Annotated in this window: 19 protein-coding genes; 9 read left to right on the top strand and 10 right to left on the bottom strand. The window is 72.7% G+C overall.

Annotated features, from left to right (window positions below):
• Window positions 1-98 precede the first annotated feature (98 nt).
• The 7 genes from AC5WS8_RS06315 (at window position 99) to AC5WS8_RS06285 (ending at window position 9,423) form a co-directional block, all read left to right on the top strand.
• Window positions 99-1,706, top strand: coding sequence for a dynamin family protein (locus AC5WS8_RS06315; protein WP_496102279.1), 1,608 nt, complete (start codon window positions 99-101; stop codon window positions 1,704-1,706).
• The gene (locus AC5WS8_RS06310) at window positions 1,703-3,736 is read left to right on the top strand and encodes a YfjP family GTPase (RefSeq protein ID WP_496102278.1); all 2,034 of its coding nucleotides are present in this window, start codon (window positions 1,703-1,705) and stop codon (window positions 3,734-3,736) included. Before AC5WS8_RS06315 ends, AC5WS8_RS06310 begins: the two co-directional genes overlap by 4 nt.
• Window positions 3,737-4,136: 400 nt before the next feature.
• Window positions 4,137-4,628: a single-stranded DNA-binding protein gene (locus AC5WS8_RS06305; RefSeq protein WP_496102277.1), complete on the top strand. Its 492-nt coding sequence runs from the start codon at window positions 4,137-4,139 to the stop codon at window positions 4,626-4,628.
• A gap of 275 nt (window positions 4,629-4,903) precedes the next feature.
• On the top strand, window positions 4,904-6,310 hold the full coding sequence (locus AC5WS8_RS06300) for a TQXA domain-containing protein (protein WP_496102276.1): 1,407 nt from the start codon (window positions 4,904-4,906) through the stop codon (window positions 6,308-6,310).
• 334 nt (window positions 6,311-6,644) lie between these two features.
• Entirely contained in the window at window positions 6,645-8,309 is a 1,665-nt protein-coding gene (gene ettA / locus AC5WS8_RS06295; protein WP_496102275.1) for an energy-dependent translational throttle protein EttA, read from the top strand.
• A 2-nt stretch (window positions 8,310-8,311) separates the two neighbouring features.
• On the top strand, window positions 8,312-8,722 hold the full coding sequence (locus AC5WS8_RS06290) for an acyl-CoA thioesterase (RefSeq protein WP_496102274.1): 411 nt from the start codon (window positions 8,312-8,314) through the stop codon (window positions 8,720-8,722).
• Window positions 8,719-9,423: a DUF8010 domain-containing protein gene (locus AC5WS8_RS06285; protein WP_496102273.1), complete on the top strand. Its 705-nt coding sequence runs from the start codon at window positions 8,719-8,721 to the stop codon at window positions 9,421-9,423. Before AC5WS8_RS06290 ends, AC5WS8_RS06285 begins: the two co-directional genes overlap by 4 nt.
• A gap of 31 nt (window positions 9,424-9,454) precedes the next feature.
• Here AC5WS8_RS06285 and AC5WS8_RS06280 read toward each other — a convergent pair whose 3' ends face one another.
• Window positions 9,455-9,868 carry a globin gene (locus tag AC5WS8_RS06280; protein WP_496102272.1) on the bottom strand — a complete coding sequence of 138 codons (414 nt, stop codon included), beginning with the start codon at window positions 9,866-9,868 and terminating at the stop codon, window positions 9,455-9,457.
• A gap of 136 nt (window positions 9,869-10,004) precedes the next feature.
• Between AC5WS8_RS06280 and AC5WS8_RS06275 the strand changes: the two genes are divergently transcribed.
• Complete coding sequence (locus AC5WS8_RS06275; protein WP_496102271.1) at window positions 10,005-10,985, top strand: methyltransferase domain-containing protein; 981 nt, start codon at window positions 10,005-10,007, stop codon at window positions 10,983-10,985.
• 19 nt (window positions 10,986-11,004) lie between these two features.
• Here the strand turns inward: AC5WS8_RS06275 and AC5WS8_RS06270 are convergent, their stop codons facing one another.
• The 4 genes from AC5WS8_RS06270 to AC5WS8_RS06255 form a co-directional block, all read right to left on the bottom strand.
• Window positions 11,005-12,363 carry an FHA domain-containing protein gene (locus AC5WS8_RS06270; protein ID WP_496102270.1) on the bottom strand — a complete coding sequence of 453 codons (1,359 nt, stop codon included), beginning with the start codon at window positions 12,361-12,363 and terminating at the stop codon, window positions 11,005-11,007.
• Window positions 12,364-12,445: 82 nt separating this feature from the next.
• Window positions 12,446-13,792 carry a vWA domain-containing protein gene (locus AC5WS8_RS06265; RefSeq protein ID WP_496102269.1) on the bottom strand — a complete coding sequence of 449 codons (1,347 nt, stop codon included), beginning with the start codon at window positions 13,790-13,792 and terminating at the stop codon, window positions 12,446-12,448.
• 140 nt (window positions 13,793-13,932) lie between these two features.
• On the bottom strand, window positions 13,933-15,255 hold the full coding sequence (locus AC5WS8_RS06260) for a PP2C family protein-serine/threonine phosphatase (RefSeq protein ID WP_496102268.1): 1,323 nt from the start codon (window positions 15,253-15,255) through the stop codon (window positions 13,933-13,935).
• 3 nt (window positions 15,256-15,258) lie between these two features.
• Window positions 15,259-17,610 (bottom strand): serine/threonine-protein kinase, encoded by a 2,352-nt coding sequence (locus AC5WS8_RS06255; protein WP_496102267.1) that lies wholly within the window; start codon window positions 17,608-17,610, stop codon window positions 15,259-15,261.
• Between the two features lie 55 nt (window positions 17,611-17,665).
• On the opposite strand from AC5WS8_RS06255, the gene AC5WS8_RS06250 reads away from it, so the two are divergent.
• Complete coding sequence (locus tag AC5WS8_RS06250; protein WP_496102266.1) at window positions 17,666-17,959, top strand: hypothetical protein; 294 nt, start codon at window positions 17,666-17,668, stop codon at window positions 17,957-17,959.
• Window positions 17,960-17,978: 19 nt separating this feature from the next.
• Here AC5WS8_RS06250 and AC5WS8_RS06245 read toward each other — a convergent pair whose 3' ends face one another.
• The 5 genes from AC5WS8_RS06245 to AC5WS8_RS06225 all read right to left on the bottom strand — a co-directional run bounded on the left by AC5WS8_RS06245 (window position 17,979) and on the right by AC5WS8_RS06225 (window position 24,365).
• Window positions 17,979-19,301: a coiled-coil domain-containing protein gene (locus AC5WS8_RS06245; RefSeq protein ID WP_496102265.1), complete on the bottom strand. Its 1,323-nt coding sequence runs from the start codon at window positions 19,299-19,301 to the stop codon at window positions 17,979-17,981.
• An 87-nt stretch (window positions 19,302-19,388) separates the two neighbouring features.
• A complete protein-coding gene (locus AC5WS8_RS06240) occupies window positions 19,389-20,393 on the bottom strand; it encodes a glutamate ABC transporter substrate-binding protein (protein WP_496102264.1) in 1,005 nt (334 codons plus the stop codon).
• A 14-nt stretch (window positions 20,394-20,407) separates the two neighbouring features.
• Complete coding sequence (locus tag AC5WS8_RS06235) at window positions 20,408-21,781, bottom strand: GlnX family signal transduction membrane protein (protein WP_496102263.1); 1,374 nt, start codon at window positions 21,779-21,781, stop codon at window positions 20,408-20,410.
• 353 nt (window positions 21,782-22,134) lie between these two features.
• Window positions 22,135-23,109, bottom strand: coding sequence for an N-acetylglucosamine kinase (locus tag AC5WS8_RS06230; protein WP_496102262.1), 975 nt, complete (start codon window positions 23,107-23,109; stop codon window positions 22,135-22,137).
• Entirely contained in the window at window positions 23,100-24,365 is a 1,266-nt protein-coding gene (locus AC5WS8_RS06225) for a 6-phospho-beta-glucosidase (protein ID WP_496102261.1), read from the bottom strand. The genes AC5WS8_RS06230 and AC5WS8_RS06225 overlap by 10 nt, the downstream gene beginning before the upstream one ends.
• Window positions 24,366-24,373: the final 8 nt, after the last annotated feature.

The following is a 24,373-nucleotide window of genomic DNA, read 5'->3' as shown; positions in this document are numbered from 1 at the left end:
GCCTGCGTCCCAGTCGCCCCTTCCGTCCCGTGTGTCCTTCGGCGCGCAGACATTGCCATATGCTTCAGAAAACCTCCAAAATTGGGCATTCTTCGCATGTGGTGACCTTGGACGTACGGCCTCAGCTGCTCGACGCACTCTCCGCCCTGCGCGACCGTGTCGCCGCCGCACGCTTCCCGCTGCCCCTGGCCGGGGCTCAACGCGCGCGTGCGAATCGCGACGAGCTTCTCGCACAGCTCGACGACTATGTCGTGCCCCGCCTGAGAGAGCCTGAAGCGCCCCTGCTGGCCGTCGTCGGGGGATCCACCGGCAGCGGCAAGTCGACGCTCGTCAATTCCCTCGTCGGGAGGAAGGTCAGCGAGGCCGGAGTGCTGCGGCCCACCACCCGTACACCCGTCCTCGTCTGCCACCCGGGGGACCACCACTGGTTCAGCCGTATGCGCGTCCTGCCCGCCCTTCCGCGCGTGTGGGTGCCGCAGCAGGACTCCGGCGACGATCTGCGTGCCGCCGTCGGCCGCGAGGAGCGAGTGCTGCGCATCGAGACCGCCGACACGCTGCCGCCCGGGCTGGCCCTCCTCGACGCGCCCGACATCGACTCCCTGGTGGCGGGCAACCGGATCCTCGCGGCCGAGCTGATGTGCGCCGCCGACATCTGGATCCTGGTCACCACCGCCGCCCGCTACGCCGACGCCGTGCCGTGGCACCTGCTGCGCACCGCCAAGGAGTACCGCGCGACCCTCGTCACCGTGCTCGACCGGGTACCGCACCAGGTCGTGTCCGAGGTGTCACGGCAGTACGGCGCCCTGCTCGCCAAGGCCGGGCTCGGCGACGTTCCCCGCTTCACCGTGCCCGAACTGCCCGAGTCCGCCTGGGGCGGAGGCCTGCTGCCCGCCACGGCCGTCGAGCCCCTGCGCGAGTGGCTCACCCACCTGGTGCGGGATTCCGCCGCCCGGGAGGCCGCCATGACACGGACCGCCCAGGGAGCCCTCGACTCGCTCAGGGCGCGGTTGCCCGAACTGGCCGGCGCCGCCGCCGCCCAGTACGCCGCCGCCCTCCGGCTCACGGCCGAAGTCGACACTGCGTACGACAGCGAGTACGCGCGCGTGCGGGAGCGTCTGGAGTCCGGGGCCGTCCTCTCCGGCGACGCCCTGAAGCGCTGGCGCGGTCGCCCCGTCGACAGCACCGCCGCGGAGCTCCTGGACGCCCTCGTCGACAGCCTGGGTGCCCTGCTGCTGTGCGCGGTCTCAGCCGCCGACGAGCGTGTGGAGGAGGCCTGGCGGGCAGAACCCGCCGCTGCGGCCCCGGAACTGACGCAACGCGACTCCACGCTGGAGAGCGCCGAGCACCGCATCGGGATGACCGTACGACGCTGGCGGCGCGTCCTGGAGGAGTACTCCGAGGAAGCGGTGCGGGACCTCGACAAGGCCGCCGCCCAGGACGCCGACGAGGTGGCCGCCCTCGTCGCCACGGCCCTGCTCGGCGGACCGCGGGCCAGGACGGCCGGCGAGGGGCTCGCCGAGCGGATCGGCGCCCAACGGGCGCTGCGGCTGCGTGAGCGCGCCGCGCTGCTGCTCTCGGAGTACCTCGACCGGGCCCTGCGCACGGAACGCGAGCGCCGCCTCGCCCCCCTCGACGCCCTCGACGTCCACGCCGAACCCCAGGCCGAACTCATCGCCGCGCTGTCCGTACTGGAGAAGGAGAGGTGACCGCGGTGACCGCTGCCAAGGATCCCGGGGACCACAGCCATCACAGGGCTCAACACGAGCCTCACGATCTTCCGGAGGGACTCGTCAGCACCGTTGAGGGGCACGCGGGCGGCGATCGGCCGACCGGTGAGTACGCGCGCGAGGAGCACGATTCCGGGCACACACGCGGGGAGCGCGGTGCCGCGGCACAGGAGACCGGTGCGGGCATCGGCGCGCCGTACGGATCCCCGACGGGCGCGCCCGAGCAGACGTCCGCCGGCGTGGCGGAAGACCGGCACGCGGGCGTGCACGGCGACCCGGTGGTGGGTCCGGAGGCGCCTACCGTCTGGGACGACGGACTGATCGCCCGCCGCATGCCCGCCACGGCCGTCCCGCAGGAGGGCATCGCACCGGGCGAGCCCACCGGCGCGGCCGTACGGCAGCCCGCGCCGCTCGCCTACGACGGCCCCCTGCGCTCGCGCCTGGACGCGCTGCGCGAACTGGTGGGTCTTTCGCGGACCCGGATGGACAGCCGCGCGCTCGCCGAGGCGGGCCGCGTCCTGGACGAGGCGGCCGCACGACGCAGGCTCTCCGGGGAGCACACCGTGGTCGCCCTCGCGGGCGCCACCGGCAGCGGGAAGTCGGCGCTCTTCAACGCGCTCGCCGGTGTGCCCCTCTCCGAGACCGGGCTGCGACGGCCGACCACCGCCGCCCCGATCGCGTGCAGTTGGAGCGACGGCACAGGCCCGCTGCTCGACCGCCTCGGCATCCCGGGGCGGCTGCGCCGTCGCCCCCTGCCGAACCCCGACGGCGAGTCGCGGCTGAACGGGCTCGTCCTGGTCGACCTGCCCGACCACGACTCCGCAGCCGTGGAGCACCGGGAACAGGTCGACCGCATCCTGGCGCTCGTGGACGCCGTCATCTGGGTCGTCGACCCCGAGAAGTACGCCGACGCCGTCCTCCACGAACGCTACCTGCGACCCCTGGCCGGGCACGCCGAGGTCATGTTCGTCGTCCTCAACCAGGTCGACCGGCTCCCCGGGGAGGCCGCCGAGCAGGTGCTCGACGATCTGCGGCGGCTGCTCGACGGGGACGGGATCGCCCTGGGGGAGTACGGCGAGCCGGGCGCGACGGTCCTCGCGCTGTCCGCGCTGACCGGCGAGGGCGTGGGTGAACTGCGCGAGGCGCTCTATCAGTTCGTGGTCGAGCGCGGGGCCGCCGCGCGCCGTGTCTCCGCGGACGTGGACGCGGTAGCCGCCCGGCTGCGGCCCCTCTGCGCCACCGCGGTGCGGGCCGGGCTCACCGACGAGGCGCGCCAGGAGTTCGCCGCCCGGCTCGCGGACGCGGTGGGTGCGACCGCCGCGGGAGAGGCCGCCGAGCGCGCCTGGCTGCGGCACGCCAACCGGGCGTGCGGAACGCCGTGGCTGCGGCTGTGGCGGTGGTGCCGGCAGCGGCGCGAACCCTCCACGGGACGTCTGCCGCTGCCCGTGCCCCCGGATGAGGAGGCAACCGCGCGGCAGCGCGTCGAACAGGCTGTGCGGACGGTGGCGGACCGGGCGGCCGCCGGGCTGCCGGTGCCCTGGGCTCAGGCGGTGCGTGAGGCCGCGGTACGGGGAGCCGTGGGGCTGTCGGAGGCGCTGGACGAGTTGTCGGTGCATGCCTCCCCGCCGACGGAACGGCCGCCCCGGCCCGGGTGGTGGCGGGTCGCCGTGCTGGCCCAGATGTCGATGACACTTCTGCAACTTGTGGGGTGCATGTGGCTGTTGGGACAGGTTGTCGGCTTCATGTCGTCGAGCCCCTGGATGCCGTTGCTGCTGTTGGTGGCCGGGCTGGCCGGCGGTCCGGCCGTCGAGTGGGGTTGCGGGATGGCGGCACGGGGACCCGCCCGGCGGTACGGGCTGGAGGCGGAACGGCGGTTGAGGGACGCCGCGGCCGAGTGCGGTCGGGGCCGGGTCCTGGACCCGGTGGCGGCGGAACTGCTGCGGTACCGGGAGGTGCGGGAGCAGTACGCCAAGATGGCGGGGACCGGGGTGGCGGCGCGGGTGGGGTGAGTGCCGTGCTTCCTGTGCTTGTCGTGCCTACTGCGTTTATGGGCTTGTGTTTGCTGTGGGCGCCCTGCTTGCCGTGCTCGTCGTGCCCCTCGTGCTTCCTGTGCTTGTCGTGCAAGCCGTGCGGCCGTCGTGCCGGAGTGCGGACAGAGGCGCGGTCAGGCGCAGGGAAGGGGAGGGCCTCCTTCGGGTGGCGAAGTTTTCCACAACCGGGAGGTAGCCCACAGCGCACAGCGGGATCTTGCCGCCGGAGGCAGTCTGGCTTCGCGGCGATCGCGGACGACGCGGTCGCCGCGTCGGCGGCGGGCGACAGGGCCTGACCGCCACGGCAGACGCATCCGTGCGGGAGGGCCCGTACGCGTACCGCTCCGGCGCGCAGCCGGGGCGAGGGAGGGGTTTCGCCATGAACGAGACGACGGTGTGCGTGGTCGGCAACGTCGCCACCCAGCCGGTGTACCGGGAGTCGCCGACGGGTCCCACCGCGCGCTTCCGGCTGGCGGTGACGGCGCGGTATCTGGACCGCGAGAAGAACGTGTGGACGGACGGGCACACCAACTTCTTCACGGTGTGGGCCAGGCGCTCGCTGGCCACGAACGTCGCCGCGTCGGTGGCGGTGGGGGATCCGCTCGTCGTCCAGGGGCGGTTGAAGGTGCGGACCGAACAGCGCGACGGGCAGGGCTGGCTGTCGGCGGACCTCGACGCGGCGACGATCGGCCACGACCTGTCGCGCGGCACATCGGCCTTTCGACGGTCGTCCCGGCCCGAGGCGCCGACCGGCGTGACGGCGCAGCCCGAGCCCAACTGGGAGACAGGTGAGGCGAGTCGGGGGCCCGAGGATGCCGAGGGGGGCGAGGAGAGGCAGCAACGACGCCTGGAGCCGGCCGGAGTGACGTGACGCCAGTCACGCCGCATCCCCGTCCTTCCTCAACTGCCGCTTATCCCTGCATGTATGGGCGGATATCCCGACGCTTCCTGCGCAGAGGGCGACAGGCGCAGCTCACAGGCTGGGTGAGCGATAACGATTACGAGTCGGATCGGCTGTTCGGTCACATGATCGAGGAGCGGGATGCGCGGCCTCCTTAGGATGCCGGACGTAGCTCTCGGGGCTTCTGATTCTGCTGGTGGGACCACGCCCCCCACATCAACGGGTCCTGCTCGAAGGGGAATTCTGTGTTTACTGCGTTCTCTGCGCGGTCCCCGCGCAGGCGAGGGGCCGCCCGCCTCGCCGCCGCGACGCTGGTGTCCGGACTCGTGGCGGCGGGCCCGCTGTCAGCCACGGGGGCGGCGGCCGCCGACCGCGCGCCGCAGGGTGAGGGCGGGGCGACCGCGACCATCGGGGGCCTGAAGACCTACGGGGCCGCCGTCGTCCACGACGGCGGCACGAACGAGCAGGTGTCGGCGGGCTTGTTCGAGATGTCCGTCGACGACGGCGGCACCCTGCAGACGTACGGAATCGACCTGCACAACCCCACGCAGAAGGAAGCCAGATACCAGGAGACCGCCTGGAGCGGCACGTCCCTGAACGGCAACAAGAACGCCGGAAAGATCCGCTGGATCCTGCAGAACTCCTATCCCCAGGTGAACGACCTGGCGCGGCTGGCGGCCAAGGCCGGGGTCAAAGTCCTCACCGAGCAGGATGCGGCGGCCGGCACCCAGGTGGCGATCTGGCGCTACTCGGACGGCGCCGACGTGGACGCGGTCGACCCGCAGGCCGAGAAACTCGCGGACTACCTGGAGAAACACGCGCGGAGCCTCCCGGAGCCCGCAGCGTCCCTGACTCTCGACCCGCCGGCCGTCTCCGGCCACCGGGGCGAACGGCTCGGCCCGGTCACGGTGCACACGAACGCGGACAGCGTGACGGTGACCCCGCCGGCGAACGCCGCCACCACCGGAGTCAGGATCGTCGACAGGAACGGCAAGCCGGTCACCACCGCGGCCGATGGCAGCCGGATCTACTTCCAGGTGCCGAAGACAGCGCAGGACGGTGTGGCCGAGCTGACCGTCCAGGCGTCGACCACCGTGCCGGTCGGCCGGGCCTTCACCTCCGAAACCCACAGTCAGACGCAGATACTCGCCGGCTCCAGCGAGTCCACCGTCTCGGCCACGACCACGGCGGCCTGGGCCGGGAAGGGCGCCGTACCGGCCCTGTCGGCCGGGAAGAACTGCGCCGAGGGCGGCGTGGACGTCACCGCGGTGAACAAGGGCGACGAGGCGTTCACATTCGAGCTGATGGGAGCTGAGCACACGATCCCCGCAGGCGCGTCACAGACCGTGACCGTTCCGCTGCAGGAGGATCAGCCCTACGACTTCAGGATCAAGGGGCCGGCGGGGTATGAGATGTGGGTCAAGGGCGTCCTCGACTGCAAGACGGAGACCGCCACGGGCGGCCTGAAGATACAGACACTCGGCGAACCCAGCCCGGCCACGGCGGGCGGCACGGCACCGGACACCAACCTCGCCGAGACCGGCACGTCGGACACCACCCCGTTCATCGCGGGCACCGCGATAGCCCTGGTCGTGATCGGCGGCGCGACGCTGCTCCTGCTCCGCACGAGGCAGACGGGGACGCGGGACTGACCGGTAGGGATCATCCGGCCCCGGGGTGAAGGACCGGCGGGCGCGGGACTCGGCGGCGACGAGGTCGGTCTCGGCTGCCGGCGCAGGACGTCCTGCTCGCGGCCGGGCTTGGCCGCGCATCGACGACGCCTCCGTCAGCTGCGACCTGGACGCCGGGCGGAACATCGGCTTCGACGACGCCTTTCCGTACGGAGGACGGACGAGCCACTGCCACCACCAGTGAAACCGCAGGTCACAGGCCCCGAACCCAATGGGTTTCCGCCTACGCCTGGCCGTACGGCAAGATGGGGTGTATCTGCCCACTGCCAGATTTCAAGCTGCCGGACGGTTTCTCTTGGCTGAGTTCATTTACACCATGCGCAAGGCGCGCAAGGCGCACGGCGACAAGGTGATTCTCGACGACGTCACCCTGAGCTTCCTGCCGGGCGCGAAGATCGGCGTCGTCGGTCCGAACGGTGCCGGCAAGTCGACCGTGCTGAAGATCATGGCGGGACTGGAGCAGCCGTCCAACGGTGACGCCTTCCTCACGCCCGGCTACAGCGTCGGCATCCTCCTGCAGGAACCCCCGCTGAACGAGGAGAAGACCGTCCTGGAGAACGTCCAGGAGGGTGTCGCCGAGATCAAGGGCAAGCTCGACCGGTTCAACGAGATCGCCGAGCAGATGGCGGTCGAGTACACCGACGCGCTGATGGAGGAGATGGGCAAGCTCCAGGAGGACCTCGACCACGCCAACGCGTGGGACCTGGACTCCCAGCTCGAGCAGGCCATGGACGCGCTGGGCTGCCCGCCCGGTGACTGGCCCGTCACCACCCTCTCCGGTGGTGAGCGCCGCCGCGTCGCGCTGTGCAAGCTGCTGCTCGAGCAGCCCGACCTGCTGCTGCTCGACGAGCCCACCAACCACCTCGACGCCGAGTCCGTGAACTGGCTGGAGCAGCACCTGGCCAAGTACGAGGGCACCGTCGTGGCGATCACCCACGACCGGTACTTCCTGGACAACGTCGCCGAGTGGATCCTCGAGCTGGACCGCGGCCGCGCCTACCCCTACCAGGGCAACTACTCCACCTACCTGGAGACCAAGGCCGCCCGCCTCAAGGTCGAGGGCCAGAAGGACGCCAAGCGGCAGAAGCGGCTCAAGGAAGAGCTCGAGTGGGTGCGGTCGAACGCCAAGGGGCGCCAGGCCAAGTCCAAGGCACGTCTGGCCCGCTACGAGGAGATGGCGGCCGAGGCGGAGAAGATGCGGAAGCTGGACTTCGAGGAGATCCAGATCCCGCCGGGGCCGCGCCTGGGCAACGTGGTGGTCGAGGTCGACGACCTGCACAAGGCCTTCGGCGAGAAGATCCTCGTCGACGGGCTGTCCTTCACCCTGCCGCGCAACGGCATCGTCGGCGTCATCGGCCCCAACGGCGCAGGCAAGACCACCCTGTTCAAGATGATCCAGGGTCTGGAGACGGCGGACTCCGGCGACATCAAGGTCGGCGAGACCGTCAAGATCTCGTACGTCGACCAGAGCCGCGCCAACATCGACCCCAAGAAGACGCTGTGGGAGGTCGTCTCCGACGGGCTCGACTACATCAACGTCGGCCAGGTCGAGATGCCGTCCCGGGCCTACGTCTCCGCCTTCGGCTTCAAGGGGCCGGACCAGCAGAAGCCGGCCGGTGTCCTCTCCGGCGGTGAGCGCAACCGCCTCAACCTGGCGCTGACCCTGAAGCAGGGCGGCAACCTGCTGCTCCTCGACGAGCCGACCAACGACCTCGACGTCGAGACGCTCTCGTCGCTGGAGAACGCGCTGCTGGAGTTCCCCGGCTGTGCCGTCGTCGTCTCCCACGACCGGTGGTTCCTCGACCGTGTCGCCACGCACATCCTCGCCTACGAGGGTGACTCCAAGTGGTTCTGGTTCGAGGGCAACTTCGAGTCGTACGAGAAGAACAAGATCGAGCGGCTCGGCCCCGACGCCGCCCGTCCGCACCGCGCCACCTACAAGAAACTGACCCGGGGCTGATCTTGCGGCACCTCTACCGCTGCCCGCTGCGCTGGGCGGACATGGACGCATACGGGCACGTCAACAACGCGGTGTTCCTCAGCTACCTGGAGGAAGCCCGGATCGACTTCCTGAGCCGCCCGGACAAGGAGTTCAGGCAGGGATCCGTGGTGGCACGCCATGAGATCGACTACAAGCGGCAGCTCGTCCACCGGCCCGAGCCGGTGGACATCGAGCTGTGGGTGACGGAGATCAAGGCGGCGTCCTTCACGGTCGCCTACGAGGTCAAGGACGACGGGAGGGTGTGCGTCCGGGCGTCGACGGTGGTCGTGCCGTTCGACTTCGCGACGCAGCGGCCCCGCCGGATCACGGCGGAGGAGCGCGCGTTCCTCGAGGACTACCGGGACGACGAGGAGGAGGCCGTCGCCGCATGACGGTGCTCCACCTCGCCGACGACGGCGAGGCGGCCGACCTCGCCGCCTTCCTGTCCCGGCTGCTCCACTACGACCGCGGCGCCGCGGTCCGCCTGCAGGCGGCCGGGACGGCGCTGGCGGTCTTCGGGCGGCCGCCGTCGTTCGAGGTGCTCGCGGTCCGCGCCGTGCGGCTCGCCAAGCCGTACGAGAACGGGCTGGAGGACCAGCTCGATGCGACCGTGTCGGCGGGTGAACTCCTGGAGTCCGTCGACGAGTCGGCGGCCACGGCGGCGGTTCCCGCCGTCGTCACCGGGCCGCCCTGGGCGGGGGTTCTGCCGCCGCGCGCCGGCTGGCGGCCCGAGCCCGGGCTTCCGGCGTCCGGAGCGTTGCGGGCGACCGTGGCCGCGGTGGTGGCCGAGTTCCGGTCGCGCACGCAGGAGCTGCCGGCCGAGCGGCGCACCCGTGGCGAAATCGACCGGATCGGCCGGGAGATCTGGTCCCGCACGGTGGCGGACACCGCGTTGCCGGTGCGGGCCGTGCACGCCGCGCAGTCGCTCGGCTTCCTCCGCCCCGCCGCGCAGGCGTTTGCCGAGGAGGAGCCGGCCGAGGCGGAGCAGGTCGCGCTGCTGTCGTCCGGGGCGTGGCTCCGGCTGCGCACACCGTACGGGTCGATCGCCGTGCGCAGAGCCGGACTCGGCGCGCTGAACGTCAGCGTCCGCTGACGTCAGGGAGATCCGACGCCTCGGGCGGGGTTCACCCGGGGGTGTTCACCATCGTCGCAGCGGCGTACGTCAGGTAGTTCCACAGCGTGGTCTCGTGTTCCGGGGAGAGCCCGAGTTCCTCCACGGCGACCCGCATGTGCCTGAGCCAGGCGTCGTGGGCGGCCCGGTCCACGGTGAAGGGGGCGTGCCGCATGCGCAGCCGGGGGTGGCCGCGCTGCTCGCTGTACGTCGTCGGGCCGCCCCAGTACTGCATCAGGAACAGCGCGAGACGCTCCTCGGCGGGGCCCAGGTCCTCCTCCGGGTACATCGGCCGCAGGACCGGGTCCTCGGCGACCCCCTGGTAGAAACGGTGGACCAGACGGCGGAAGGTCTCCTCACCGCCGACCTGCTCGAAGAAGGTCTGCTCCTGAAGCGTGCCGCGCCGAATCTCATTCACATGCTCCATGGTCTCAGACCCGGTGACCGAGCATGCAAGGCTCAGGGCCAGGGGAACCGCTGGATCCGAGGGGACCTGAGGGACGGATTCCGGATCCGGCGCGGCGTGCTCGCCTCGGGACTGTGTGCGGCAGCACAGTGGAGGTATGGCCACGCACGCTCTCGACCGGGATCTGGAGAACATCGCCGCGTCCGCACGGGCGGATCTCGTGCGGGAGATCGACGCGAGCGGCGCCTGGGACGCGGATCCCGTGTGGCGGGAGGCGTTCGAGGCGGTGCCGCGCCATCTCTTCGTGCCGTACTACTACCTCGGCGTGAGGGGCGGCTACGAGCGACGATGGTGCGGCGACCCCGACCCGGAACGCAGGGAACGGTGGCTCCGCGGCGCGTACACCGACGCCCCGCTGGCCACTCGTGTGCGCGACGGCGAACTGGTCTCCTCCAGCAGCCAGCCCTCCCTGATGGCGGAGATGCTGACCGAGCTGAGGGTCGAGGACGGGAACGCCGTACTGGAGATCGGTGCCGGCACCGGCTACAACGCGGCCCTGCTCGCCCACCGCCTCGGCGACGACCGGGTCACCACCATCGACCTCGACCCGGAGATCACCGAGTCCGCCCGGCAACACCTGGCGGCCGCGGGCCACCACCCGGTCGTGGTCACGGGCGACGGCGGGCGCGGTGTACCGGAACGCGCCCCCTTCGACCGGGTCATCGCCACCTGCTCGCTGAGTTCGATCCCGGGCGCCTGGCTCGCGCAGTGCGCTCCGGGCGCGCGCATCCTCACGCCGTTCGCGACCGGGCTGCTCGCCCTGCGGGTGCGGGACGCGGAGCACGCGGAGGGACCTTTCCTGCGGACGCCCGCCTTCTTCGTACCTTTGCGCGGGGGCACCCGTGGTGAAACGGAACCGCGGGATCTGAGCGCACTGCCGCAGCGGGCGCGCGGAAGCGACCGGTTCCGGTTCCTGCTGACCCTCACTCGGGGCAGCCTCGACCCCTACGAGGCGTACACGCTGTGGGAGCGTGAGGGGCAGCCCGGACGGGACCGGTACGGCATCACGGTCGGCGGCGACCGTTCCTGGGCGTGGCTGGACGATCCGGAGGGGCCGTACGCCTGGCCCCTCCCCTGATCGTCGTTTCCCGCGCCCTTCAGCCCCGGCGGAGGGTGATCGTCGTCCAGGCGCCCACGTGCACCCGGTCCCCGTCCTGCAGGGGCACCGGCACGAACGGCTGGATGGGCTCCTCGGAGCCGTTGACCGTGGTGCCGTTGGTGGAGTTCTGGTCGACGATCGCCCACGAGCCGTCCGGCTGCTGCACCAGCACCGCGTGCTGGTGCGAGACGCCCGGGTCCTCCGGCGGCACCGACAGGTCGATGTCGGGGGTGTCGCCGGTGGAGTGGCGGCGGCGGCCGATCGTGACCTGGTTGCCGGTGAGCGTGCGCTGCTGCTCCGGGGAGTACGCGGGCAGGTTGAGGCCCGCGGCCTCGGGGCCGGAGCGCTGCATCATCGCCATGAAGTACTCGCGGTCCGGACCGATGGTCGCGGTCCAGGTCGCCGGCCGCTGCTGCTCGTAGGGGCGCGGCGGGGCCTGGGTGGAGCCGGGCTGCGGGTAGCCGTAGCCGCCACCCTGGCCGCCGGGGCCCCCCGGGCCGCCGTGGGTCGGGGCGGGCGAAGGCGGCGAGATCACCCAGTCGTCGTCACCGCCGCCGAAGGACGGGCCGTCCGACTGCGGCGGCGCGGGCGGCGGGAAGCCCTGGGTCTGCGGCGGGGGAGGCGGCGGACCGGGCCGCTGGAAGGCGGACGGCGGTGCACCCTGCGGGAGGAAGTTCGAGGGGGCACCCGGAGAGGTGGTCTGCGGACCACCGGGCACACCGGGACCTCCCGGACCACCGGGACCGCCAGGGCCACCGGGACCGCCAGGGCCACCGGGACCTCCCGGACCACCGGGCGTGGGCGGAACCGGACGCGACGGATCGGCACCGAAGCCGGGCGGACCGGGCGGACCGGGTCGGCGCGAGCCGTCCGGGCCGAACCCCGTCGGCCCGGACGGCTCGCTGCCGAACGGCGGTGACGGCGGAATCGGTTCGGCGGGCCGGTTCACCTGTGACGGCCGGGAGCTCTGGTAGTCGTACGAGTCCGGACCGGGCCCGGCCGGGCCGCCCTGCTGGAAGCGCACCCCTGTACCGGGCGCCGGCTGACGCGGGGCGGCGGGGGTGTACGAGGTCGCCGTGTTGGTCAGGAAGTTCCACCGGCACTCCTCGCAGAACGGGGCGCCACCCTCGCGGGGCGTACGGCACTGCGGGCACAGCTCCGGCTCGGCATCCGGGCGTCCCCCGGGACGGCCGCCCGGGCCCGGAGGCGGCGGGGGCGAACCCGCCGACGGGTAGCCGTAACCGGCGGCGGGGGGCGGTGGTGGAGGCGGCGGGGGCACGGCACCGGCCATACGGTGACCGCAGACCTCGCACCAGTCGTCGGAACCCGACTGGTGTCCGTTCGGGCAGGTCGGCATGTCGGCGCGTCCCCCTCTCCTTCTTCCGGCCCTCGAGGCCGGCATGGTTCTCCAACCCCTGGGGGTCGGGCTGGTTGTTATGTCACTTCTTTACACGAACAGTCTTTGTGGACCGTGTCTCGAGTGTCATCTCGTCGGCCTCTGCGACCTTCGCCTTCAGTCGCACAGTACCTGTCGCGGCATCGACCACGTCCACCACCTTCGCAAGCAGTTTCGCAGTATCCGCGTTCCCCGAGGCGTTCGCGAGCTGAACGGCGCGGCCCAGTTTGGCCGTTGCTCCATCGAAATCGCCCTCTTTGCGGAGATCAAGCCCCTGTTGGATGACTTGGGCGAGTTCGGCCTGCCCTGTGTAGTGGGCGACCTGCGGGTTGATCGACGTGGACACCGCCATGTCGTCGGTCCACACGGCTCGCACGAGCCCCTGCGCGCCGAGGTTGCGCGCACTGCCGTCGCCCTGGGGTATGACCAGGGACACACGGGCGGCGAGCATCTCCTGACCGACGTTCGCGGACGGGACCTGGACACAGATGTGGTAGTCGCGGGACTCGTCGCCCCAGGAGCCGGTGGGGTAGTCCCCTGCGCGCGGACCCGCCTCGACCCGGCGGCTGGTCAGATCCTCGACGGTGGGGGCCACCTGCTTGACGAACCTGATCTCCGTGCCGACGGGTGTCCACAGCCGCAGCGCGACGTCGGCGACCTCCTTTCCCATGGCCGTCTCCATCATCTGCGTGAAGTCCGCGGCGAGCGCGGCCGGGTCGGCGACGATGTCGGCGGTGCCGAGCAGCGCGGAGGCGATCCCGGTGACCTCCTTGACCTCCCAGTCGGTGCCCACCCCGCGCGCGTCGCAGGTGAAGCGGCCGGCGCAGGCGTCCAGGGTGGCCTTCAGGGCGTCGGGGGACTCGTGCTCGTTGCGGCCGTCGGTGAGCAGGATGCCGTGGCGTATGGAGACGTCCGCCGAGGACAGCAGTCGGTCCGCGAGCCGCAGCCAGGTGCCGATCGCGGTGCCGCCGCCCGCGCTCAGCCGGCGCAGCGCCTGCTTGGCCTGGCCTCGGGTGGCCGCGTCGGCGACGGCGAGCCGCCCGCCGCCCGGGTAGACCTCCTTGGCCACATGGGTGCCGTCGATCACCGCGAAGCGCACGCCGTCGCGCAGGGTGTCGATGGCGGCGGACGTCGCCTCGCGCGCGTTGCGCATCTTCGTCGGCGGATGGTCCATCGACCCCGAGCAGTCGACCATGATCGCCACGGCCGCGTCCGGGCCCTGCCCGGGAGCGTAGAGGTGGGGCGCCGTGACGGCGCCACCGGTCGTCCCGCCGCCGGTCGCCGTCACCGTGACGATGGCGTTGACCTCGCGGCCCCCCTCCGGCAGGTACTCGTTCTGGTAGACGTCCACCGAGAACTGCGGCGCGTTCGACTTCGAGAAGTTGGCCATGGCCGTATCGGATCCCCCTTGAGAACCCCACCGCGGTGGGGGGTGACTGCTGACGGACCGCTCCCCTCCGGTCCTTGGGCCGGTCCCCGCCGGCCACGGGCGCGCCCCGGGCACCCCTCACGGGACCCCGGGCACACGTCTCAGGCGGATCCTGCCCCCTGCGGTGCCGCCGGGAACGGGAGCACCGCCACTGTTACGTTGTCGTGCCCACCGCCGTCCAGGGCATGGCCCACCAGTACCCGGGCGGCGTGCAGCGGGCGGAGCCCCGCGTCCAGCGGCACCACCTCGGCCATCTCCTCGGCGCTCTCCGCGTAGTTCCACAACCCGTCGGTGCACACCACCACGACACCCGGCCGGTCCGGCTTGAAGGACGCGGTGTGCGGGTCCAGTTCGTAGGCGTCCGCGCCGAGCCAGCCGGTGATCGCGTGGGCGCGCTCGTCGGCGTACGCCTCGGCCCCGTTCATCAGGCCCGCGGCGACCATCTGCGCGGCCCAGGAGTCGTCCTCGGTGAGCCGGGCCGGCGGCGCGGCGCGGTCCAGGGGGACCCAGTAGGCGCGGCTGTCTCCGACCCAGCCGACGACGAGCAGGCTCGCGGTGACCACGACGCCGACCAGGGTGCACGCGGGCGCGTTCTGGTGCGGGGCGTGCTCCTGGGCCCTCTCGGGCTCGGCGGCCAGGGAGTTGACGGCGTGCGAGGCGGCGACGATCGCGTCGTGCATGGCCTGCTGCGGGTGCGTGCCGCGCGGCAGGGCGTCCAGGAGCGCCTCGTTCGCCGCCCGGGCGGCGGCCAGCGAGGCGTCGTCGGGGCGGGTCGCCGAGGACACGCCGTCGCAGACGATCGCGACGACCGCGGGCGAGCCGTCGGGCAGCGCGGTCGCGGAGACCGCGAACGCGTCCTCGTTGCGGTGGTGGCGCAGGCCCCGGTCGCTGACCGCGGCGACCGTGCCGAGCTCCTGCTCCATGTGGTCGCGTTCGCGCGGCTGGGCGTGGCCGCAGTTCTCGCAGTAGCCGTCGTCGTCCACGGTGCCCGCGCGGCAGGCCACGCAGACCTTTGTGCCGGCGGGAGGCGTCGGCGGGACGGCGGTGCGCGGGTCGACCGGCTGGGGCGCCGCGAGATGGTAGTCCGCGGAATCGGCGGGGCGGTCGAAGCGCACGTCCCTCGCGGCGGGGGCCGCGGGCAGCTCCGAGCCGCCGGAGTCCGTGCCCGGGATGTCGGTCGGCAGGTGCGGCGGGTCCGGCGTCCGGGTGCCGCCCGCCGTCGGGGCGGCCGGCCAGTCCACCGGGGCCTGTGAAGGGGGGCGCGGCACCGTGCCGTTCATGGTCAGCGTCGGGGGGTCCGACGGCGGGGCGGGGACCACCGACAGGTCGTACCCGCAGGCACCGCAGTAGAGGTCGCCCGACTCGAGGGGCTCCTCACAGCTGGGGCACCTCGAAAGCGCCGTCGACCGGGGCATCTGCGACATCGATCACACCCACGTTCGGGGGCGGTAACGGTTGGCACGTTCCACCAGGTCGATCCTCTCCTCGCCGCCTTGTGCGAGCCTGGCCAGCGTTCGGTACGAGCGCTCCAGGCCGAAGCGCAGGCCGCGCTCGTCCAGGTCACTGCCGAGCAGCGCGCGTCCGTCGGCTGCGGGCGGCGCGGTGCCCCGGCCACCGGAGAGTACCCAGTCCAGCGCACAGCCCAGGACCTCTGTGGACAACTGCTCGCGCCGTACGGCGTCCAGACCGTACGCCTCCAGGGCCTGTACCTGGCCCGCGGCGGCCACCAGGTCGTCCAGGAAGGCGCGGTCCGGTTCCCGGCCGGCGCGCTGCCGCAGCCGCGCCCGGACGGCGGCGACACGGGCGGCGGTGTAGTGGATGGACGCCTCCGGCACGGACTCCAGGGTACGCACGGCGCCCTGGCGGTCACCGGAGGCGAACTGGACGCGGGCCAGGCCGAACGCCGCGCTGACATAGCTCGGGTCGGTCGTCCACACGAGGCGGTAGTACTCGGCGGCGTTGTCGAGCTGGCCGAGCACCTCCGCGCACAGGCCGAGGGCCAGCTTGGGGGCGGGCTCGCCGGGGAAGGCGTCGTAGACCGCGTCGAAGGAGAGCGCGGCGGCCTCGTGGTCACCCGTGACAAGCGCGGCGACGCCCCGGTACCAGACGACCCGCCAGTCGTCGGCGTGGTCCTCCTCCAGCGCCGCGAGAGTCTGCCCGGCGTCGGCCGTCTCGCCCATCTCCAGCCGGGCGCGCAGTTCGCGCAGCCGCAGCTCCGGGGAGGCGGCGGGCGCGGTCCGCAGCGCTACGACCAGCTCGGCGGGCGCGGAGGCCATGAGGCCGGCCAGGAAACCGGCGTTGGGGTCGCCGGGGTCGACGTGCGGAACGGGCAGCGCGAGCGCGGCGGCGGGGGTGTCGACCGGCTTGACGGAAGCCCGGGCGCCGGGGGTTGCGGCTGTGCCACCCGTGCTCCCCGCCGCTCCCGGAGCGGTGCCGGCGGTGGGGAAGCCGGAGGCGGCGGGGGCGGCGACGGGAGGGGCGGACGCGGCCTCCACGGTGCCGTGGCCCGGCGTGCCCGGTGCCGCGGGCGGCGCGGTCGCGGTGGCGGAGTTCGCCGTGCCCGGTGCCGCGGGCGGCGCGGTCGCGGTGGCGGAGTTCGCCGTTCCCGGCGTCCCGGGCAGCGCGCCCCCGGCCGCCCGGCGCCAACGGCGCGCCGTCACCACCCGCGCCCCCAGCCGCGACACCTCCTCGGCCTGCTTCGGGAACAACTCGGTGTCCGTGACCTTGAGTTCCGGACCGAACAGCGTCGACAGCGCGGGCTTCGGACGGCCCGTCGAAAGCGCGACGACCTCACGCAGCACACCCGTCAGCTGTTCCGCCATCTCCTGCGCGGACCCGAACCGGCGCGCCGGGTCGGGGTCGGTGGCGCGGACCAGCAGCCGGTAGAACGACTCGTACCGGCGGAACACCTCGATGGTGTCCGGGTCGGGCAGCGAGTCCGCGTAGACGTTCGTGTAGCCCTGGAAGTCGAAGGTGAGAACCGCCAGGGTGCGCGCGACCGTGTAGAGGTCGGAGGCCACCGACGGCCCGGCCTCCGCGACCTCGGGAGCCTGGTAGCCGACCGTGCCGTAGATGGCCGACTCGTCGTCGTCCATCCGTCGCACGGCGCCCATGTCGATCAGCTTCAGCTGGTCCTCGGTCTGGATGGCGTTGTCCACCTTGAAGTCGCAGTACAGCAGGTTCCGGCTGTGCAGGTGACCGAGCGCCTCCAGCGCCTCGATACCGTACGCGCACGCCTGCTCCACCGGCAGCGGGTCGCGTCGTCCGCCCGGTGTGCGCCGCTCGTTGGCGATCTCCTTCAGCGACTTGCCGCCGACGTACTCCATGACGATGTAGCCGTCGAGCGAGCCGGTGCGCTGGTCCAGGTGCTCCACGAAGTTGTAGATCCGCACGATGTTGGAGTGCTCGATCTCCGCCAGGAAGCGCCGCTCGGAGATCGCCGCGGCCATCGCGTCCTGGTCGCCGGTGTCCAGCAGGCCCTTGAGGACCACCCACCGGTCGGAGACGGCGCGGTCCACCGCCAGGTAGATCCAGCCGAGGCCGCCGTGCGCCAGGCAGCCCACGACCTCGTACTGGCCGTGCACGATGTCGCCGGCCTTCAGCTTCGGCACGAACGAATAGGGGTGGCCGCACTTGGTGCAGAAGCCCTCCGTGCGCCCCGGACGGTCACCGCGCGCCCGCCCCACCGGGGCGCCGCAGTCGGAGCGCGAGCAGAACCGCTTGCGCTCGGGCACCTCCGCGCGTTCCAGCACCATCGCCCGCGGGTCGGGCCGCGGCACCGCCGGGACCTGCACCAGGCCGAGACCGAGCCGGCTGCGCCCCGAACTCCCGGATGTGGAGCCCGAGCTGCGCACCGACACCGAACGGCCGGTGGACTTCCCGGACAGCCGGCCCGACACCGACCGCCGGGACTGCGAGGATCGCGAGGACGACCGCGACGACGGCCGGGAACCGGGCTGCGAGCCGCTGCTTCCGGAACCCCCGGAGCCCTGGCCGCCCGCGCCTTCCCCCGTCGGCGGCGAGCCCACCGCGGCCTTCGCCGAGACGACCGGCGCGAGCCCGCACGTGTCGCAGTACAGCTCGCCGCCGCCCATGTCCTCGTACGACCCCTCGCAGCCGGGCCGCTGACACATCCGCCCCGCCCGGCTCATGCCTCCCCCCTTCGGTCGGCCGGTGCGCCCGGCTCGGGCACCCGCGCGCCGAGCAGTTCCGCGGCCGCCCGCTGGTAGCGCAGTACCGCCTGCTCCGCGGCTCTCAGGTCGCAGGGCGCGCTCCACAGCATGCGCCGCGCCGCGTCGTACCGCTCGACCAGCAGCGGGTCCTCCGCCAGGCCGTGCCGGGCCACCTTCGCCTTGTACGCGTCGAGACGGCCGCGCAGCTCGGCGCGGACCGCGAGCGGCGCGGTCACCGCCGTCAGCGACTCGCGGGCGCGCTGGAGCTCGTCCTCCGCCCTCTGTTCCAGCGAGTCCAGGAGCGGCGACAGACGGTGCCACTGCGCGTGCCTGCGGTACTCGGCGGCCGTCGCCAGCTGCTCCTGCAGTGCGGTGGGCGGGCCGCTGACCGCGGGCACCTCCGAAGCGGCGATCTTCGCCAGCACCTCACCGCGCGCGCTGCGGGCCTCGGCCAGGGTGCGGTCCGCGCGGCTGAGCAGGTCGCGGAGTCTGACGAGCCGCTTCTCCGCGTCCTGCCGTACCGTCAGCACCGCGTCGATCTCCCGGCGCACGTCCTCCAGCGCGCGCGCCTGGCGGTCGTACACCGTGGTGTCCGGCCGGCCGCCGCCGGGTGCCGAACTCCCCTCGGCCGGGACCCAGTACGCCAGCGGGTCGGAGACCACCTGTTCGCGCAGCCTGGTCAGGGTGCGGGTGATGCGCTCCAGGTCGTCTCCCGCCGGGTGCTCGCCGGGTCGTACACCCACCGAGTGGGCGAGCTGACGGGTGCGCTGCAACTCCGCGGCCAGTAAATCGATCCGGGCGGGCAGCGCCGACCACACCGCGTCGGCGGCGACGACGATGTCCAGCGAGGAGGCGTACAGATCGTTCATCCGGTCCACGAGCTGCTCCAGGGAGAACCGCTCGCTGAGCCGGCCGGTGCCCGCGAGGGTCGGCGCGTTCGCCGTCGCCGTGACACCGCCCGCGACGGTGACGCTCGGGCCGCGCAGCAGCTCGGTCAGCTCGACCAGGTCCTCACGGCTGGACCAGCGCCTGCGGGCGCGGATCTCGCGCGCGGTGCGCAGGGTCTCCGTGTAGGCGTCGAAGTACGCCCACAGCAGGGTGATCGACGCCTCCGCCGACGCCCACCGCTCCTTGGTGACGCCGGTCAGTTCGGCACCCTCGAGGAGTCTGCGGCCCGCGTGGTCCTGGAGGGCGAGGAGCGAGGTCTCTATGGCCTCGTGCTCCGCGCCGAGCCGCGCCAGCGCACGGTCCACCTCGTCCCGGTCCATCACCGGCCCGGTGGGTCCCGTGACGCCCATCGATCACCTCTCGCTCTCGTCGTTCCCCGCGCTCCTGTCCGGGGCGCCGGGGCAACTCTCCAGTGGTACCAGGTCGGTCGCGCCGGTTCAGGTCGAAGGCGGCTGTGACGGCGTCGAGTCCTCGCCGAGCGTCTGGGACAGCCACCGGGTGTACGAGGCCTGCCAGCCGTTCCTGCGGTAGTCCTCCAGCACCTGGTTGACCCGGCGTACCAGATCCCTGTCATCCTTGTTCATCGCCACGCCGTAGTACTCGGTCGTGAAGGGCTTCCCCTTGAGTTGGACGGTCGGGTCCTGGGCGGCCTGGCTCGCGGCGAGCGCGCCGTCGGTGACCACCGCGTCGACCTCGCCCAGTTGCAGCTTCACCAGGCAGTCGAGCTGGTTGGGGACGGTGGTGGAGATGTCGGCGGACGCGGCGAGCCGGCCGCGCTTCCGGTCCTCGGTCAGTGCGGCGTTCGCGGTCGAACCCTGCGCCGAGCAGATCCTCTTGCCGGCGAGCGATGTGTCGTAGCCCGTGATCGGGGACGACCTGGGAGCCAGGACCTGCTGGCCGGTCGTGAAGTACGGCTCGGAGAAGGCGACCTCCGCCAGCCGGTCGCAGGTGATCGTCATGGTGCGCACCACCATGTCCACCTGGTGGCTCTTGATGGCCGGGATGCGCTGGTTGGTGGGGATGGCGTGGAAGCGGACGGCGTCGGGGCTGCCGATGATCTGCCGGGCGATCTCTCGCGCGAGGTCGATGTCGAAGCCCTCGAGGTCGCTGCCCTTGGTGTTGGGGTCGCGGTAGCCCCAGCGGTAGCTGTTCTGGTCGACGCCCACCGAGAGATAGCCGCGCTGCTTGATGGCCGTGACCGCCCGGCCGCTCTCGTCGCTCGACGGCGGCGGGCTCATCCGCTCCGGGTGGCCGCCGCAGGAGTCGGCCCTGGCCTGCGTGGCCTCGGCGAGGCCCGGGGCCCGGGTGCCCGCCGTGCCGTTCTGGCGCGGATGGGCCAGCGGCAGCAGCAGCGCGAGGACGAGGGTGAGAGTGCAGGCGACGAGCATCGCCGCCACACCGCCCCAGCCCTTCAGGCTCGGCCTCGGACGCCGTGCGATCATCGCCGCTCCCCCTCTCACCGGTACTCCGACAGCCTGCGCCCGATGCCGAGCACCGCGCCGGACGCGCCCAGCACGGCGAGCACGGCCGCGCCCACCGGAAGCCCGGTCATGGCGTCCCGGCCGCCGCTCGCCGCCCGCACGAACTCACTCTCCTCGTGGTCCAGCGCCTTCGCCAGGTCCGCGTCCACGCCGTCGAAGCACTCGCCGGTCGGCCGGTTCGCCTTCGTTCCGATGACCTTGTCGAGCGCTTGCCGGTAGTCGCCCTGGTCGTCGGCGGTCCGCGCCTCGGCGTGGCGCTTGCGCCATTCCCTCATGGCGCCGGCGGCGGCCTTCACGGGCTGCCCGCCCGCCTGGTCGTCGGCGAGGGAGGCGGCCTTGGCGAGGCCGGTGTTGAGCGCGTCCATGTCCTGCTGGAAGGCGTAGTCGTAGGCGTCCTCGACCGCTCCGCCGGGCAGCTTCCTGGTCTCGGCGCCGCGGCTGACCAGGGTCAGGTTCTCGTTGCCCCGCGCGTTCAGGGACGCGATGCGGGCGTCGTGCAGCACGTCCAGCGAGCGGATGCCGTGCGCGTACGAGGAGTTCAGGCCCGAGCGGGCGACGCTGTGGCCGACGGCCAGCCACAGCAGGACGATCGCGGAGGCCGCCGTGGCGGCGACCAGGCCGTGATTGAGCACCCGGTTGGTACGCAGGTAGTGGCGGCGCTGTACCCAGCCGAGGGCGGCGAGTGCGAGGACGCCGAGGGCGAGGGCGAACCAGGGATAGGGAGTGGCGCTGCGGTAGTCGGAGCGCAGCCGCTGGTTCTCCTTGGTGTACAGGTCCTGGGCGGCCGGCAGCATCTCCTGCTGCATCTCCTCGTTCGCGGCCCGCAGGTAGGCGCCGCCGACCGGGAAGCCCTGGCGGTTGTTGGCACGGGCGCGTTCGATGAGGCCCTTGTACTCGGGGAGCAGCGTGTTGAGCTTGGTGATGGTGGCCGCGGCGGGGGAGCCGGGCTCGGCGTTGGCCGCGGCGGTGACCAGCTTGGCGGCGGCCGTCCGGATGTCCTTCTCGTACCGGAGGGTGGTCGCCGCGGGTTCCTGGCCGCCCGCCAGGAAGCCGCTGGAGGCCGTGGTGTTGGCGTCCGCCAGGGAGCGGTAGATGTCGGCGGCGCCCGCGCTGAGCGGCTGGCTGTGGTGCAGTACGTCGTCGGCGGCGCCCGCGCGGTCGGTCGTCTGCCAGGCGGTGACCGCGCCGAAGGAGACGACGAGCAGGGCGAGGACGGCGCCGATGACGCGGAGCCGGCCGGGCTCGGTGGCCGCGGCGACGCGCAGACGGTCGGCGCCCTCGGCGAAGGCGGTGCGGCGGGGTGCGACGGGCGTCGCCGGTGGGGCCACGCCCTGCTGCAGCTGTGTCACCTGACCTCCCCCTTGGCCATCTGTCGCGGCAAGTATCGCCGCCGGGGGTGCCGTCCGCACAGGGCTTCATACGATCTTGTTGCTGAGCTGTGCCGTTGCGGTGCCCCCATTTCTTGAATACGCGGCCTGTACCTGGTTGGTTCCCGGCGGCGGGGTGGGCCGGGGGCTGCGCGACCCGGCGCCGACCGGGTGCCTCCCCCAAGCTCTTCGAGCAGGGGGGACCTCCGGCGCCCACCCGTGCCGGCCCGGCGCCCACCCGTGCCGGCCCGGCGCCCACCCGTGCCGGCCCGGCGCCCACCCGTGCCGGCCCGGCGGCGCCGCTGACCGCAGCTGTGCAGGCGGGCTCCCCGCGGCTACGCGGGTGCGTAGTGCGCCCGTACCCGTTCCTGTGTCTCCTGCGGTGCGTTCTCGTGGTCCAGGCCCAGGAGTGCCGCACCCAGGACCGGGCGGGCCGTCACCACCTGGGGGACCGCCTTCGGGGCCCTTGCGACCAGGAGGTCCCTTACCGCGTCGTCCAGTTGGGCATGCCGGGCCGCCAGGATGCTGCCGCCCAGGACGACCGGGGTCTCCTCCTCCAGGAGGTTCAGCCGGCTCAGTGCCACCGTCGCCATCGTGACCACCTCCTCCGCCAGCCGGTCCACGACCGCGCGGGCCACCGGGTCTCCCTCCGCGGCCGTCCGGAACAGCACCGGGGTCAGTTCGTGCCGCCGCTCGGGGGCGATGTGTCTCAGGTGCAGCGCCTCGATGAGCGCGTACATCGAGACGAGGCCGAAGTGCGCCGGCAGCGTGCGTGCCAGGGCGGTGGGCCCGCCGCGGCCGTCCTCCGCGCGCGCCGCCCACCACAGGGCCTCCTCCGCCAGGCCCCAACCCCCGCCCCAGTCGCCGGAGATGCGGCCCAGGGCGGGAAAGCGGGCGGTGCGTCCGTCGGGGCGCATGCCGACGCAGTTGATGCCGGCGCCGCAGACCACGGCGATGCCCCTCGGTTCGGCCACCCCGGCCCGGAGGATCGCGAACGTGTCGTTGCGTACCTCCACCGTCGTGCCCCACGCGCGCGCGTGCAGCGCGGCGGCCAGCTGCTCCTCCTCCGCCGGCAGGTCGGCGTTGGCCAGACAGGCCGAGACATGGGCGACCGAGGCGACCCCGGCCGCCGCGCAGGCCCGCTCGACGACTTCGGCCAGGGCGTCCACCGCCGTCTCCACGCCCACGGACGGCGGCCGGAACCCCCCGCCCCGCGCGGTGCCGAGGACCTCCCCGTCGGCGGCCACCACGGCGACGTCGGTCTTGCTGTTGCCCGCGTCGATGGCGAGGACACTTGCGGTCAGGCCCACGCGAGATGCTCCCGGTTGTGCGCGATCAGTCTGTCGGTGAGGGCGTCGGCGTGGTCGTACTGGCCGATCAGGGGGTGGGAGAGCAGGGCGCGGAAGACGCGGTCCCGGCCGCCGCGCAGGGCGGCGTCCAGGGCCAGTTCCTCGTACGCCGTCACGTTCGCCATCAGGCCCGCGTACAGCGGGTCCACGGCCGGCACGGGCAGCGGACTCGGTCCGTGCGGGCCGACGGCCGCCTGCACCTCGATCACCGCGTCGTCCGGCAGGAAGGGCAGCGTGCCGCGGTTGCAGGCGTTCACCACCTGGTACGGCGACCCGGAGCCGCCGAGCAGCGCCGCCGCCAGGTCGACCGCTGCCTCCGAGTAGTAGGCGCCGCCCCGCTTCGCGAGCAGCGCCGGCTTCTCGTCGAGCGAGGGGTCGCCGTACATCTGGAGCAACCGCCGTTCCATGTCGGCTACTTCGGCGGCACGGGAGGGTTTCGTCCGCAGCTCCCCGACGACCTCGTCGTGCGCGTAGTAGTAGCGCAGGTAGTACGACGGGACCACGCCGAGCCGGTCCAGGAGTGCCCGGGGCAGCCGCAGATCGGCGGCGACCGCCTCGCCGTGCTCGGTGAGCAGCCCGGGCAGCACGTCCTCGCCCTCGGGGCCGCCGAGGCGCACACCTGTCTCCCAGGTGAGATGGTTCAGGCCCACGTGGTCCAGGTGCACATCGGCGGGTGTGACCCCGAGCAGCGCGGCGAACTTCCGCTGGAAGCCGATCGCCACGTTGCACAGCCCGACCGCCCGGTGGCCCTCCTTCAGCAGGGCACGGGTGACGATGCCGACCGGGTTGGTGAAGTCGATGATCCAGGCCTTCGGGTTGGTGCGGCGGACCCGTTCGGCGATGTCCAGGACGACCGGCACGGTACGCAGCGCCTTGGCCAGGCCGCCCGCGCCGGTCGTCTCCTGGCCGACGCAGCCGCACTCCAGGGGCCAGGTCTCGTCCTGCTCGCGCGCGGCCTGGCCGCCGACGCGCAGCTGGAGCAGCACGGCGTCGGCGCCCTCGACGCCCGCGTCGAGGTCGGAGGTGGTGACGATGCGGCCGTCGTGGCCCTGCTTGGCGAAGATCCGGCGAGCCAGTCCGCCCACCGGTTCCAGGCGTTCGGCGGCCGGGTCGACCAGCACCAGTTCCGCGAGGGGCAGGGCGTCCCGCAACCGGGCGAATCCGTCGATGAGTTCGGGTGTGTAGGTCGAACCTCCGCCGACCACGGTGAGTTTCATTGCGGCTG

The sequence above is a fragment of the Streptomyces sp. PTL18 genome (assembly GCF_059510295.1).
Note: the sequence above shows the minus strand (reverse complement) of the source record. Positions and strands in the feature narration are given on the sequence as shown.

Bases quoted from the DNA above. Each gene is read 5' to 3' on its own strand.
- AC5WS8_RS06225 (WP_496102261.1), bottom strand. From the start codon at position 24,365: ATGAAACTCACCGTGGTCGGCGGAGGTTCGACCTACACACCCGAACTC.
- AC5WS8_RS06285 (WP_496102273.1), top strand. From the start codon at position 8,719: ATGACGGTGCTCCACCTCGCCGACGACGGCGAGGCGGCCGACCTCGCC.
- AC5WS8_RS06280 (WP_496102272.1), bottom strand. From the start codon at position 9,868: ATGGAGCATGTGAATGAGATTCGGCGCGGCACGCTTCAGGAGCAGACC.
- AC5WS8_RS06275 (WP_496102271.1), top strand. From the start codon at position 10,005: ATGGCCACGCACGCTCTCGACCGGGATCTGGAGAACATCGCCGCGTCC.
- AC5WS8_RS06265 (WP_496102269.1), bottom strand. From the start codon at position 13,792: ATGGCCAACTTCTCGAAGTCGAACGCGCCGCAGTTCTCGGTGGACGTC.
- AC5WS8_RS06260 (WP_496102268.1), bottom strand. From the start codon at position 15,255: ATGTCGCAGATGCCCCGGTCGACGGCGCTTTCGAGGTGCCCCAGCTGT.
- AC5WS8_RS06305 (WP_496102277.1), top strand. From the start codon at position 4,137: ATGAACGAGACGACGGTGTGCGTGGTCGGCAACGTCGCCACCCAGCCG.
- AC5WS8_RS06270 (WP_496102270.1), bottom strand. From the start codon at position 12,363: ATGCCGACCTGCCCGAACGGACACCAGTCGGGTTCCGACGACTGGTGC.
- AC5WS8_RS06245 (WP_496102265.1), bottom strand. From the start codon at position 19,301: ATGGGCGTCACGGGACCCACCGGGCCGGTGATGGACCGGGACGAGGTG.
- AC5WS8_RS06240 (WP_496102264.1), bottom strand. From the start codon at position 20,393: ATGATCGCACGGCGTCCGAGGCCGAGCCTGAAGGGCTGGGGCGGTGTG.